12 protein-coding genes are annotated in these 12,548 nt (G+C 64.1%); 4 read left to right on the plus strand and 8 right to left on the minus strand.

Going from position 1 to position 12,548, the window contains the following annotated elements:
- Positions 1–36 precede the first annotated feature (36 nt).
- Entirely contained in the window at positions 37–921 is an 885-nt protein-coding gene (locus tag GTP44_RS15220; protein WP_161020087.1) for a porin, read from the minus strand.
- A gap of 175 nt (positions 922–1,096) precedes the next feature.
- On the opposite strand from GTP44_RS15220, the gene GTP44_RS15225 reads away from it, so the two are divergent.
- Together GTP44_RS15225 and cls are read left to right on the plus strand one after the other, a co-directional pair.
- Positions 1,097–3,133, plus strand: coding sequence for a site-specific recombinase (locus GTP44_RS15225; RefSeq protein WP_161020088.1), 2,037 nt, complete (start codon positions 1,097–1,099; stop codon positions 3,131–3,133).
- Positions 3,130–4,527 carry a cardiolipin synthase gene (gene cls, locus GTP44_RS15230; RefSeq protein ID WP_161020089.1) on the plus strand — a complete coding sequence of 466 codons (1,398 nt, stop codon included), beginning with the start codon at positions 3,130–3,132 and terminating at the stop codon, positions 4,525–4,527. The genes GTP44_RS15225 and cls overlap by 4 nt, the downstream gene beginning before the upstream one ends.
- An 87-nt stretch (positions 4,528–4,614) precedes the next feature.
- On the opposite strand, the gene GTP44_RS15235 is transcribed toward cls, so the two are convergent.
- From GTP44_RS15235 to GTP44_RS15245, 3 genes are read right to left on the minus strand one after another with little or no spacing between them, the layout of a single operon-like run.
- Positions 4,615–5,433 (minus strand): metallophosphoesterase family protein, encoded by an 819-nt coding sequence (locus GTP44_RS15235; RefSeq protein ID WP_161020090.1) that lies wholly within the window; start codon positions 5,431–5,433, stop codon positions 4,615–4,617.
- Positions 5,434–5,442: 9 nt separating this feature from the next.
- Positions 5,443–6,333, minus strand: a complete 891-nt coding sequence (locus tag GTP44_RS15240) for a diacylglycerol/lipid kinase family protein (RefSeq protein ID WP_161020091.1) — start codon at positions 6,331–6,333, stop codon at positions 5,443–5,445.
- A 5-nt stretch (positions 6,334–6,338) separates the two neighbouring features.
- Entirely contained in the window at positions 6,339–6,962 is a 624-nt protein-coding gene (locus tag GTP44_RS15245) for a phosphatase PAP2 family protein (RefSeq protein WP_161020092.1), read from the minus strand.
- A 229-nt stretch (positions 6,963–7,191) separates the two neighbouring features.
- On the opposite strand from GTP44_RS15245, the gene GTP44_RS15250 reads away from it, so the two are divergent.
- Positions 7,192–7,422 carry a hypothetical protein gene (locus tag GTP44_RS15250; RefSeq protein ID WP_160992885.1) on the plus strand — a complete coding sequence of 77 codons (231 nt, stop codon included), beginning with the start codon at positions 7,192–7,194 and terminating at the stop codon, positions 7,420–7,422.
- Positions 7,423–7,494: 72 nt separating this feature from the next.
- On the opposite strand, the gene GTP44_RS15255 is transcribed toward GTP44_RS15250, so the two are convergent.
- Together GTP44_RS15255 and GTP44_RS15260 are read right to left on the minus strand one after the other, a co-directional pair.
- Complete coding sequence (locus GTP44_RS15255) at positions 7,495–8,571, minus strand: AI-2E family transporter (protein WP_161020093.1); 1,077 nt, start codon at positions 8,569–8,571, stop codon at positions 7,495–7,497.
- An 86-nt stretch (positions 8,572–8,657) separates the two neighbouring features.
- Positions 8,658–9,557 carry a LysR family transcriptional regulator gene (locus GTP44_RS15260; RefSeq protein WP_160992883.1) on the minus strand — a complete coding sequence of 300 codons (900 nt, stop codon included), beginning with the start codon at positions 9,555–9,557 and terminating at the stop codon, positions 8,658–8,660.
- Between the two features lie 102 nt (positions 9,558–9,659).
- Here GTP44_RS15260 and GTP44_RS15265 point away from each other — a divergent pair, with 102 nt between their 5' ends.
- The gene (locus GTP44_RS15265) at positions 9,660–10,676 is read left to right on the plus strand and encodes a zinc-binding alcohol dehydrogenase family protein (protein ID WP_161020094.1); all 1,017 of its coding nucleotides are present in this window, start codon (positions 9,660–9,662) and stop codon (positions 10,674–10,676) included.
- Here GTP44_RS15265 and GTP44_RS15270 read toward each other — a convergent pair.
- Entirely contained in the window at positions 10,673–11,200 is a 528-nt protein-coding gene (locus GTP44_RS15270) for a hypothetical protein (protein ID WP_161020095.1), read from the minus strand. The genes GTP44_RS15265 and GTP44_RS15270 overlap by 4 nt on opposite strands.
- An 86-nt stretch (positions 11,201–11,286) precedes the next feature.
- Positions 11,287–12,486: an alanine transaminase gene (alaC, locus tag GTP44_RS15275; protein WP_161020096.1), complete on the minus strand. Its 1,200-nt coding sequence runs from the start codon at positions 12,484–12,486 to the stop codon at positions 11,287–11,289.
- Between the last annotated feature and the right edge of the window lie 62 nt (positions 12,487–12,548).

Consider the following 12,548-nt stretch of genomic DNA (forward strand, 5'->3'; position numbering starts at 1 on the left):
AACAAAACCAGCAATGTAGCATGTTTGGCGGCGTGCCTAAAAGGCGCGGCGGAAGCCGACGTTGATCGCCCGGTAGGTGGCGTTGCCAGAGGTAAAGCCGGCGCCGTTGCGGTTCTGAATGGTCGAAAACGCCGCGTACACATCGCTGCGGCGGGAAAACGCGTAGCTGGCGCCGATGGCGAACTGGTTGGCGTCGCGGTCGGCGATGCCGCGGTCGTCCTTGCGGATGAAGGACGCCAGCAACGTGGTGGCGCGGCCCAGCGGCACCACCACGCCGACCAGCGAGTCGCGGCTGTTGGTGTACAGGTCGCGCTGGCCGACCAGGCCATACGGGTTGGCTTCGCTCCACTGGCTGCTGATGTCGCCCTTGCTGTGACCATAGCCAGCGTAACCGACGAAGCCGCCGAAATCATAACTCGCCGCCATCAGCGCGTTGCGCGCGGTGTGGTCGAGCTCGGGCGAGGCGCCGGTGGCGTCGAGCGTGTTTTCCTTGCGCTGGTAGCTGATGCGCAGCTTGGCCTTGCCGCCCTCGTAGCCCAGGGTGGCACCATAGGCGCGATTGGTCGCGCTGCTGAACTGCGATTCGCCCAGGCTGTACGTCATGGAACCGATGATGCCGCTGCGCGAGCGCGACGATTGATAGCGCACCGTGTTGTCGTAGCGCTCGCTGGTATAGCCGGCCAGATTGGCAGCGCCATCCTGCAGCGGCTTGGCCAGAACGGCCCGCGTTTCGTCGATCAGGTTGTACTGGCGACCGAGCGCCACCACGCCCAGCGGACCATCGATGCCGACATCCGCCGGCCGCTTGAACGGATTGGCCTTTTGCTGCGGCGCGTTGGCGTCGAGCATTCCATACACCTCCGTCTGCGCCATCGCGGCCAGCGGCATCAGCATTACCAATGTGAGCGGAGCGGGTTTCATGATGAGCAAGGTACGTTGGGATGGTCAGGCTCAGTGTAGCCCCCTCCCCGGGCCCGTTCTGTGCGCATCATCACGCATCTTTATCATTTCATCGCGGAAACCTATGTTCGACACCGTACATACTTGCCGCATGCCGGCGGTTATACTGCGTTTTTTGCATTACAAAGCTCTTTCCATGCTCGATATTCTGGAACGCATCCACGCAGACAGCAACGACATCGGTCCGATGATCGCGCTGTTCGACACCCTGCGTCCCAAGCGCGCCACCGACGGCGCCCGCGCCACCGCCAACGTGCGCACCCTGACCCAGCTATTAAAAGGCAATCTGGCGCACGCCAACGCGCTGCGCGACTACGCCCGCAACCTCATCGCGTCGCGCCGCCATTCCAGCCTGTACACCGAGCTCGGCGTGCTGTCGAACGACGGCTTCTTCAGCGAACTGCGCACCCGCATCGCCTACCGCATGCTGCCGCCCGCGCTGGGCAACGACTACCTGGACGAGGCGCTGGACCAGATCGTCTACAAGCGCACCGATTACCTGTGGATGCGCGCCGTGCCGGCCGAGGACTGGCTGGCCTTGCTGGACGTGGTGATCCACTCCGAGCAGCGCGCCAGCGTGCCGCGCGGCGGACAGCCGTACCTCGGCAACCTGATGTTGCAGGGGCTGCTGGAAGCGATCCGCACGCTGTCCTACCGCGTGTGCGCCATCGGCCTGGAGCCGCGCCTGACCAACTTTCACACCGAAATGGAGACCTACGAATCGCCCTTCATGGTGCAGAATTTCGAGGTCAACGCCTACCTCGACGCCTACCAGCGCAAGCTGGCCGGCCAGGAAGTCGCGCTGGCCGACGCCCGCCACCTGCTGGTGATGCTGGACCAGTGCGACACCGTCATCAGCAAAATCCGCAAGAAGGCGCTGAGCCAGGGCACCAGCATCGCGCTGACCTACCTGCTGGTGTCGCTGACGCAAAGCATGGACCGCATGCGCAAGCTGCTGGTGCTGGTCGATGTGGACCAGCCCGGCGAGGCCGACGACCACGCGCGCCGCGCCGAGGGCATCGCGCTGGCGCTGGAGCTGATCGAGGCGCACAACAAGAAATACATGGTGGGCGATCTGCTGCGCGACAATATCAACCTGCTGGCGCGCAACGTCACCGAGAACGCCAGCCACACCGGCGAGCACTACGTGGCCAACACGCGCCGCGAGCTGGGCGCCATGTTCTTCTCAGCCGCCGGCGCCGGTCTGATCATCGGTTTCATGGCGCTGTTCAAGATCCTGCTGTCCTACCTGCACGCGGCGCCGCTGGTGGAAGCCTTCCTGTTCAGCATGAACTATTCGCTCGGCTTCGTGTTCATCCACCTGCTGCACTTCACGGTGGCCACCAAGCAGCCGGCGATGACCGCCTCGCGCATCGCCTCCGGGCTGCATTCGCGGGACGGGCGCAACATCGACATCGACAGCATGGCCGAGCTCTGCAACAAGGTGCTGCGCACGCAGGTCATGGCGGTGCTGGGCAATCTGGCCATTTGCATTCCCACCGCCTGGCTGATCGCCATGGCGTGGCCGCGCCTGACCGGCCACCACCTGGTGTCGCCGGAGAAGGCCATGCACCTGCTGCACGACATCGACCCGATCCACGCGCCGACACTGATTTACGCGGCCATCGCCGGCGTCTGCCTGTTCGTGGCCGGGCTGATTTCCGGCTACTACGACAACAAGGCGCTGTACACGCGCTGGGCGCAGCGGATCGCCCAGTTGCGCGGTCTCGGCCGGCTGCTGGGCCAGCAGCGGGTGCAGCGGCTGGGCGTGTATCTGGAGAATAATCTGGGTGGTCTGATGGGGAATTTCTTCTTCGGCATCCTGCTGGGCACGATGCCGTTCATCGGCTTCGTACTGGGCATACCGCTCGACATCCGCCACGTGACGTTCTCGTCCGCCAATTTTGCGACAGCAATTGTTGGACTCGATCACAATGTCGGCTGGGAACTGGTTGTCACCTCGGTGGCGGGTTTTCTGTCCATCGGGATCGTCAACTTGCTGGTCAGCTTTGGCCTGGCGCTGTGGGTGGCGCTGCGGTCGCGCCAGGTGCGTTTCAAGCAAGGCTGGCAGCTGACGAAGGCGCTGGGGCGCCGGTTCCGGACCGGGCCGATCTCGTTCCTGTTCGGCTCAAAAGAAGCATCCATCGCGCTCATCGAAAAGGTCGACCCATGAAAATCTTGCCCATGCGTTACTGGCTTGCCGCTGGCACCCTGTGTCTGGCCTCGCTGAGCGCATGTGCATCACTGCCCGACGTCACCGGGCTGAGCGGCAAGCTGGAGCCGGCCGCCGCGACGGCGCCGACAGTCAAGGGCAAGGACGGCGCGCTGAGCGACGCGCGCGCCAAGGCGCTGCTGTCCAAGCGCTGGAACAAGGGCACGCTGGACTTGCAAACGCAAGCGTCGCTGGAGGAAGCGGCGACCGGCGTGCCTCTCATCGCCGGCAACAAATGCACGCTGCTGTTCGACGGCCCGCAGACGCTGTCGGAAATGCTCAAGGCGATCCAGGGCGCGCGCAACCACATCAATTTTGAAACCTACATCTTCGACCAGGACGCGCTGGGCCTGAAGTTCGCCGACGCGCTGATAGAAAAGCAGCGGCAAGGCGTGACGGTCAACATCATCTACGACAGCGTGGGCACGCTGGGCGTGCCGGCCGAGTTCTTCCAGCGCATGCGCGACGCCGGCATCCGGCTGATCGAATTCAACCCGGTCAATCCCGCCAAGGTCAACGGCGACGGCTGGAAGCTCAACCACCGCGACCACCGCAAGGTGTTGATCGTCGACGGCAAGACCGCCTTCACCGGCGGCGTCAACATCAGCGTCACATATGCCAAGAGTTCGCTGTTCCGCTCGGCCTCGCGGCCGACCAGCGAAGCCGACGTCGGCTGGCGCGACACCCACATCAAAATCGAAGGGCCGGCGGTGCAGGCCTTCCAGTGGCTGTTCATCCGCCAATGGACCAAGGCCGACCAGAGCGACCTGCGGGAAGCGGACTACTTCCCCAAGCCGGTGATCGCCGGCGACAAGGTGGTGCGCGTGCTGGGCAGCGAGCCGGACGGCCACTTTGAAATCTACAAGGCCTACGCGCTGGCGCTTCAGGAGGCCAAGAAATCGATCCACCTGACGGTCGCCTACTTCGTGCCGGACCGGCAGACGGTGGACGCGCTGAAAGCGGCCGCCCGGCGCGGCGTCGACGTCAAGCTGGTGGTGCCCGGCGTATCGGACGTCGGCATGGTGGCCTACGCCGGCCACAGCTTCTACGACGAACTGCTGGCGGCCGGCGTCCACATCTACCAGCTGAAGCTGGCGGTACTGCACGCCAAGACCGCCGTCATCGACGGCAAATGGTCGACGGTCGGCTCGACCAACATCGACATGCGCAGCTTCCTGCACAACAGCGAGGTCAACGTCATCGTCATGGGCGAAGCGTTCGGCACCGAAATGGAAAAAGCCTTCCAGGAAGACCTGCGCGACTCCACCCAGGTAACGCTGGAAAGCTGGCGCAAGCGCCCGCTGAGCAACCGCATGAAAGAATGGTCAGCCCGCTTCATGAACTACTGGCTGTGAAAAAAACGGTGTCAGGTCTGACATTCGCACACGGGCTCAACTGCTCCGCAGTTGAGCCCGTGTGCGAATGTCAGACCTGACACCGTTTTAGGCTTCGGCGGCCAGCGCCCACACGTCGCCGCTGCGGCGGAAGTATTCGGTGTGGACCGGCTCGAAGCTGCCTGTGCCTTCCACCCAGCTGTAGCGCTCGACCTGGACGTCGTCGGGGGCGATGCGCAGGACGTTGAAGGAGTTGGATTCGCCACGCCCGCGGGTGGAGGTGGCGGTGCCGGCCTGGACCACCAGCGCGGCGTAGCCGGCGATCTTGTAGCGGCCGGCGCTGTTGCCGGCGTGGCTGGCGTGCAGGTGGCCGGCCAGCAGCACGTCGACACCGCATTCGGCAAACGCTTGCATCGCCATCGGCGCGCGGTCGACCAGGTCGTGCTGGTCGAAATTCTGCGGCAGGTCGAACGGGTGGTGGGTGACGATGATGCGCGTGTGTTGCGGCCCCGCCGCCTGCATCCGCCGCCGCATCTGCGCCAGCTGTTCCTGGTTGACGCGGCCGTCCTTGAAGGTCAGCGAGCGCGCGGTGTTGATGCCGAGGACGGCAATCTCGTCGTCCACGTATTCCGGCGCCAGGTCCAGCGTCACGTAGCGCGTGTATTTGCGCAGCGGCGTCAGGAAGCGGCTGGCGACGTTGTACAGCGGGATGTCGTGGTTGCCGGGCACGACGATCTGGGGCCCCGGCAAGGTGTCCAGCCAGGCCCGCGCGGCCTTGAATTCCTCGGTCTTGGCGCGCTGCGTCAGATCGCCGGAGACCACCACCACGTCCGGCGCCAGCCGGGTCACCAGTTCCTGCAGCGGCCGCAGCAGCGCCTGATCGACGCGGCCAAAGTGCAAATCCGATAGATGGACGATGGTGCGCATGCTTGCCTCCTATGCCGCCGGCACGATGACGTGCAGCGCGGCGGCCCTGGAACGATAGCACAGTGGCGGCTTCATCAGCGTGACCTCGCCGTCAGTGGCCACCCGCAGGTGGCGGTGGCGCGTCTCGATTTCCAGCGAGGTGGCCGACAGCACATCGAAATCGCGCGCCTCCCGCAACTTGCCGAACAGCGCGTGCAGCGCGTAGCGCAACAACCCGAGACGAGTCGGTTTCTGCGCCACATACAGGCACAGCTTGCCGCTGTCGAGCCGCTCGCGCGCGCCCAGCGTCAGTCCCTGCAGGTATTCGTTGTTGCCGATGAAGACGAAGGGCGTGCGCCGCAGATGCTCGGCGCCGTTGATCTTCAGCCGCACGCTGAGGAACGGAAAGCGCCGCAGCGCCGCGAACAGCGCGCGCCCGAACGCCGGCCACTTGCCGCGTCCCAGATGGCGCTGCTGCTGCTCGCGGTCGCGCACGATGTCCGGGTAGATGCCGAGACTGGAATTGTTGACGAAGATGCGGCCGTTGACCTCGCCCACATCGACCTGGCGCACGACGCCATGCACCACGTTGGCCACCGCGCCCTCCAGCGCCAGCGGGATTTTCAGATCCTTGGCGAAGTGGTTCAGCGTGCCCAACGGCAACACGCCGAGCCGCGTCGCCGTTCCGACCAATACCGACGCCACCGCGTTGATGGTGCCGTCACCGCCGCCCGCCACCACCAGCGGCGCGCCCTCGGCCAACGCCCGCTCGGCGCGCGCGATCATCTCGTCGCCGCTTTGCGCCAGCGTGATCTCGGCCGCCGCGCCGTGACGGCGAAACTGCTCCTTCAGCGCGGCGCTCCAGCCGCCGCAGTAGCCCAGTCCGGCACTCGCATTGACGATGACGACGATATTATTCATATTATTTATAACGTTTTACCCTCGCGCCGGCGGCGCAGCGTGGAAATGGCCGTGATGCACACCGCCAGCCACGCCACGCTCTCGGCCATGGCCGCCAGCACGTCGCTGAGATAGTGCGCGCCCAGATACACACGGCTGAACGCCACCAACAATATCATCGTCAGGCAGAAGATGACCGTTCCCAGACGCACACTCCACGCCGGCCGGGCGATGACCAGGTAGCAGGCCATCAAACCGTAGAAACAGGTAGCGGCGGTGGTATGCCCGCTCGGGAAGCTGTAGGTGGCCAGCGTCACCATCGGTTCCTCGAACACCGGCCGCGCGCGCTGGAAATAGTATTTGAGCGCCACGTTCAGCAGCATCCCGCCGGGCACGGCAAAGCCCAGCGCCAGCAGCCAGTAGCGCGCGCCCCGCCGCCGCAGATGCCATGCCAGCAAGCCAAGCAGCACCAGCATGCCCGCCACCGAATGCAGATAGGTGATCAGGTACATGATGGTGGTGAACGGCTCGGCCGCATGGGCGTTGAACCAGTCGGCGATACGCACATCCAGCACCGTGATGGCGGCCTGCCCCATGACCGCCTCGGCCAGCTCATGGAACACCAGCCCGGAAATGAACAGCAATACCATGCCAACGGTCAGATGCAGACCGAATTCACCGTGCGGAGACAGTCTTGCCTCCACGAAACGCGCTAATTTGCTAAAAATTTGGTGCTCCCTGCTTGACCGCCGATAAAGTTGCTGCAAAAACGAGCAAACAACAAATTTACTGTTTATTTGCACAGTACCTGTTTATTCATACAGTGGTTATGCTATTCTGAACTCCTCGTTAAACAACTCCAACAACAAAGGAAATGTCATGAGCACTCTGAACAGCAGCTACGGTTCCCGCTTTGGCTTGGAATACCTGCCCACGTCTTTCATGGTTCGCATGGGCAAACGCGAAATGATGGTGTGCCGTGACTTCCGCAAGCGATTCTACGCCGTCAACCCGATCCTGGAATGCGACACCGGCGTGCAAGCGGGCCATCTGGAAGTGCTGCTATTCCGCCGCTGGCTGCTGATCCTGTCCAAATCGAAAGCACATTAATGGTTGCCGGTGCCAGTTGCCCTGCCCATGCGTATGACCGGCCGGCCGATGCCGCGGCCGCGTTTGCGCTCCTCACCTGGGTTGGGCAACTGGCGAGCCGACATCCTGAGGATGCGTGCGCGCCTCATGCCACAGCGTTACAAACAGCACCATCACCACTGGACCAATAAACAGTCCCACCAGGCCAAGCGTCTCGACGCCGCCTAATATGCCGAACAGCACGGCCAGGAAAGGCAAGCGCGTGGCGTTGCCGATGATGCCGGGCCGGACGAAGTGATCGGCGACGAACAGCACCAGCGTGCCCCAGACCACGACGGCCAGCGCCGCCGGCAGCGCGCCGCCCACGGCCAGCAGGCCGGCGGCGCTGACAAACGCCAGCGGCGCGCCGAAGGGAATGATGGCGAGGACGCCGGTCGCCGCCGCCCACAGCGCGGCCGATTTCAAATCGGCCAGCCAGTAGGCGAGGCCGATCAACACGCCCTCCGCCAGGCCCACCAGCACCAGGCCGTTGACGGTGGCGCGGATCGCGGTTGGGATCTTGTCCGAATACCGCGCCCAGCGCTGCTCGCCGAACCAGCGGCTGCCGATGTGCGTGATCTGCCGGGTCAGCGCCTCGCCGTCCTTGTAGAAGAAGAACAGGCACAGGAACGCCAGGCCGAAGTCCACCAGCCGGTGCATCAGGCCGACGCCGGCCACTTTGATGATGTCGCTGGCCGAATGGAAGCCGTTGATCTGCCGGTCCGAGAACAGATGCGCCAGGCCGTGCGGCTGGCTCAATGTCGCCCGCCACCATTCGGCCAGCGAATCGCCTATCACCGGCAAGTGCTGCACAAAGTCCGGCACGGCGATACCGTCCGTATTGGCGGTGACGATGTAATTGGCCAGCTCCGGCCCCTGCCGCATGGCTTGCGTCACGCCCAGCAGCACCGGCACGATGAACACCGCCGCCATCAGCAACGTCAGCAAGGCGGCGGCGATGATGTCGTGGCCGATACGCGCGCGCAGCCGCCGATACAGCGGCCAGGTGGCCACGCACAAGATTCCTGCCCAGATCAGCGGCAGGAAGAAGCGCTGCATGACGAAGGCGGCAAGCGCAATCAGCGTCAGCGAAAAGCCGGCGCTGAGGATATCGCGCTGGGTTTCGGTCATTGCTCTCTCCCGATAGTTCTTATTGGCGCTATGTTAAGCGTATTTTGTTGCGGCGCAACTATGCGCAAGGCAGATTTCAGGCCGCCTTAAGCTTTCTCGCACTGCGCACGCAGGAATTCGCGCAATTGCAGCACGGTCGGCGAGATCTGCGAACGGTGCATGCACAGCAAGTTGAGCGGCGCCGGCTCGCCCAGCACGCCGGGCAGCAGCACTTGCAGCCGGCCGGCGCGCAGGTCGGCGCTGACGTCCAGCCGCGACTTGTAGGCGACGCCGACGCCGGCCACCGCCCAGCGCCGCACCACGTCGGCGTCATCGGCGCTACGGTTGCCGTTGACGTGGACCACGGCTGGCCCGGCATGGGCATCGCGGTAAAAGCTCCAGCGGTCATGGATCACATCTTCCAGCATGAAGCGCAAACAGTTGTGGCGCGCCAGGTCTTCCAGCGCCTCCAACTGACCGTGCTGCTGGAGGTAGGCTGGCGCGGCCACCAGCACGCGACGGTTGTCCGGCGCCAGCGGCAAGGCGATCAGGCTGGAATCCTCCTGGGCGCCGTAGCGGATGGCGATGTCGACCGGCTGCCGGTACATATCCGCCACGCGGTCGCTGATGCTCAGTTGCAGCGTCACCCGCGGATATTGCGCCTGAAACGCATCCAGCCAGCCGAGTACCATATTGCGTCCCAGGTCCGACGGCAGCGAGATTTTCAGCGTGCCCCCCAGGCTGGCCTGGCCCTGGATCAACGCATCGTGGCCCTCTTTCAGCAGCCGCAGCGCCTCGCGCGCGTGCCGCAGATAATGCTCGCCCTCCTCCGTCAGCCGCAACGAGCGCGTGGTGCGGGCGAACAGCCGCAGCTTCAACTCGCCTTCCAGCCGTTTGACAGCCGCGCTGGCCAACGCCGGCGAGATCTCCAGCTCGCGCGCGGCGGCCGACAGGCTGCCACGGTCGGCGGTGCGAACAAATACGGTCAAATCATCCAGCCTGAGCAATTTTCTTCATTTCCTTGAAAGTGTTTCGGTGTGGCGCCTCTTTTTCATCGCCACGAATTAAATCATGATACGCCCATCCCCCAACTTTTCGGAGAAATTTCAATGAAAGCCATCGCTTACCGCCAGTCCCTGCCGATCGAACACGCTGAATCGCTGATCGATATCGACCTGCCGGCGCCGCAAGCCACCGGCCGCGACCTGCTGGTGGCGGTGCGCGCCATTTCGGTCAACCCGGTCGACACCAAAATCCGCCGCAACGTGGCGCCGGCCGACGGTCAGGCCAAGGTGATCGGCTGGGATGCCGCCGGCGTGGTCCAGGCCGTCGGTCCCGACGTCAGCTTGTTCAAGGTCGGGGATGAAGTCTGGTACGCCGGCGACCTGACCCGCGCCGGCACCAACAGCGAGCTGCACCTGGTGGACGAGCGCATCGTCGGCCACAAGCCGAAGAATCTGGACTTCGCCCAAGCCGCCGCGCTGCCGCTGACCACCATCACCGCGTGGGAACTGCTGTTCGACCGTCTGCAAGTGGGTCGCGACGCTGGCGCGACGCAAGGCAAATCGCTGCTGGTGATCGGCGCGGCGGGCGGCGTCGGGTCGATCCTGGTGCAGCTGGCGCGTCAGCTGACCGGCCTGACCATCATCGGCACCGCCTCGCGCGCCGAAACCGGCGACTGGATCAAGCAGCTGGGCGCCCATCACGCGATCGACCACAGCAAGCCGTTGAATGAGGAAATCGCCCGTCTCGGCCTGCCACCGGTAACGTATGTCGCGGCGCTGAATCAGACCGACCACCACTGGGCCGCGATCAGCGAACTGGTGGCGCCGCAGGGCAAGGTCGCGCTGATCGACGATCCGGCCGCCATCGACGTGCGCACGCTGAAGCGCAAGAGCGTGTCGCTGCACTGGGAGTTCATGTACACCCGCTCGATGTTCCAGACCGCCGATATCCAGCAGCAGCATCAATTGCTGAATGATGTCGCCAAGCTGGTGGAAACCGGCGCGGTCAAGACCACGCTGACGGCGCGCTTCGGCAAGATCAACGCCGAAAACCTCAAACGCGCGCACGCCCTGATCGAGAGCAACCGCGCCAAAGGCAAGATTGTGTTGGAAGGCTTTTAAACCCTGGCCGCATGGGCCGTGGCGGAATCCGCCTCGGCCCGCAGGCGCGCCAGCACGGCGTCATCGTGCCGGGTCAACGCCTCCTGCATGCGGGTGGCCGAGACGCAGGACGCTTCCAGCAGCGCCAAAAAAGCCACCTGCCGCTTCTTCAGCCGCGCCGATTCGTATCCAAGCTGCGCAAACATGCGGTCGATATCCTCGCAGCACGAGCCCAGATCCCGCATCGTCACCTTGGTGAATTCGATATCGGTGCGCATGCCGTGGTCCAGGTCCAGCATTTCCCGCTTTTCCTGCGCCACCGGCGACGCTTCGCGGATCGCCGGCCCCCAGCGGTCGAACTTGCCCCTGATGCGCGTGATGCGCGCAATCTTTTGATCCAGCATGCGACAGTAATACCACGCCAGCCACCACACCGGCATCCGCGCGACAAAGTGTGGCAAACCGGCGCTGGACAGGTTGCGTTCGAGTTTTTGGACGGCGTCAACCAGGCGGCGCGCGCTGATTCCAGTGGGAATTTGGGACATGATGGCAGCTCCTCTAATGGTCCAGAGAGCTACAGTAGCCGCCGCATCAAACAAAGGTTTGATGCGGCTTAAACTCTGCGCAGATTTTATGCGGCAGTCTTGCGCAACATCGCTTTGATGCCACGCAGGCCCTGCCGGATGCGCGCTTCGTTCTCAATCAACGCGAAGCGCACGTACTCGTCACCGTACTCTCCGAAACCGATGCCGGGGGACACGCAAACCTTGGCCTCGGCCAGCAGCAGCTTGGCGAACTCCAGCGAGCCCAGATGGCGGTAGGCCTCGGGAATGCGCGCCCAGATGTACATCGAGGCTTTCGGCTTGTCCACCGGCCAGCCGGCTTCGGCCAGGCCTTTGTGCAGCACGTCGCGGCGGCTCTGGTACTGCGCGCAGATGTCGCTGACGCCAGTCTGGTCGCCCTCCAGCGCCGCGATCGCCGCCACCTGCACCGGCGTGAAGCTGCCGTAGTCGTGGTAACTCTTGATGCGCGCCAGCGCCGCCACCAGCTCCTTGTTGCCGACCATGAAGCCGACCCGCCAACCGGCCATGTTGTAGCTCTTGGACAGCGTGAAGAATTCCACCGCCACCTCGCGCGCGCCCGGCACCTGCATGATCGACGGCGCTTTCCAGCCGTCGAAGACGATGTCGGCATAGGCCAGATCGTGCACCACCAGGATGTTGTGCTGCTTGGCCAGCGCCACCACACGCTCGAAAAATTCCAGCTCCACGCATTGCGCGGTCGGGTTCGACGGGAAGCCGAGGATCATCATCTTCGGTTTCGGATAGCTCTCGCGCACCGCGCGTTCCAGTTCGTCGAAGAAATCGACACCCGGCGTCATGCGCACCGAGCGGATATTCGCGCCGGCGATCACCGCGCCCCAGATGTGGATCGGGTAGCTGGGATTCGGCACCAGCACCGTATCGCCCTGGTCCAGCGTGGCCAGCATCAGGTGCGCCAGGCCCTCCTTCGAGCCGATGGTGACGATGGCTTCGGCGTCCGGATCGAACTCGACGTCGTAGCGCGTCTGGTACCAGCGCGAAATCGCGCGGCGCAGGCGTGGAATCCCCTTCGAGGCGGAGTAGCCATGGGTGTCCGGACGTTGCACCGTGTCGACCAGCTTGGACACGATGTGTGGTGGCGTGGCGCCGTCCGGATTGCCCATCGACATATCGATGATGTCTTCGCCACGACGGCGCGCCGCCAGCTTGAGCTCGGCGGTGACATTGAAAACGTAGGGGGGCAGGCGATCAATACGCGCAAAGCTGCGCGGATGTTGGGTGTCAGTCATAGATGTCTCACGTAAGCGCCCGGAACCGTCCGAGCGACGTCGATGCTGCTGCATCGGGATCG

The sequence above is a fragment of the Duganella lactea genome (genome assembly GCF_009857505.1).
GTDB classification, from domain to species: Bacteria; Pseudomonadota; Gammaproteobacteria; order Burkholderiales; family Burkholderiaceae_D; genus Rugamonas; species Rugamonas lactea.

Excerpts from the sequence above, each read along its gene's own strand:
- GTP44_RS15235 (WP_161020090.1), bottom strand. The coding sequence starts at position 5,433 with ATGCGCACCATCGTCCATCTATCGGATTTGCACTTTGGCCGCGTCGAT.
- GTP44_RS15245 (WP_161020092.1), bottom strand. The coding sequence starts at position 6,962 with ATGGTATTGCTGTTCATTTCCGGGCTGGTGTTCCATGAGCTGGCCGAG.
- GTP44_RS15220 (WP_161020087.1), bottom strand. The coding sequence starts at position 921 with ATGAAACCCGCTCCGCTCACATTGGTAATGCTGATGCCGCTGGCCGCG.
- GTP44_RS15225 (WP_161020088.1), top strand. The coding sequence starts at position 1,097 with ATGCTCGATATTCTGGAACGCATCCACGCAGACAGCAACGACATCGGT.
- GTP44_RS15255 (WP_161020093.1), bottom strand. The coding sequence starts at position 8,571 with ATGACCGAAACCCAGCGCGATATCCTCAGCGCCGGCTTTTCGCTGACG.
- GTP44_RS15240 (WP_161020091.1), bottom strand. The coding sequence starts at position 6,333 with ATGAATAATATCGTCGTCATCGTCAATGCGAGTGCCGGACTGGGCTAC.
- alaC (WP_161020096.1), bottom strand. The coding sequence starts at position 12,486 with ATGACTGACACCCAACATCCGCGCAGCTTTGCGCGTATTGATCGCCTG.
- GTP44_RS15250 (WP_160992885.1), top strand. The coding sequence starts at position 7,192 with ATGAGCACTCTGAACAGCAGCTACGGTTCCCGCTTTGGCTTGGAATAC.
- GTP44_RS15265 (WP_161020094.1), top strand. The coding sequence starts at position 9,660 with ATGAAAGCCATCGCTTACCGCCAGTCCCTGCCGATCGAACACGCTGAA.
- cls (WP_161020089.1), top strand. The coding sequence starts at position 3,130 with ATGAAAATCTTGCCCATGCGTTACTGGCTTGCCGCTGGCACCCTGTGT.
- GTP44_RS15270 (WP_161020095.1), bottom strand. The coding sequence starts at position 11,200 with ATGTCCCAAATTCCCACTGGAATCAGCGCGCGCCGCCTGGTTGACGCC.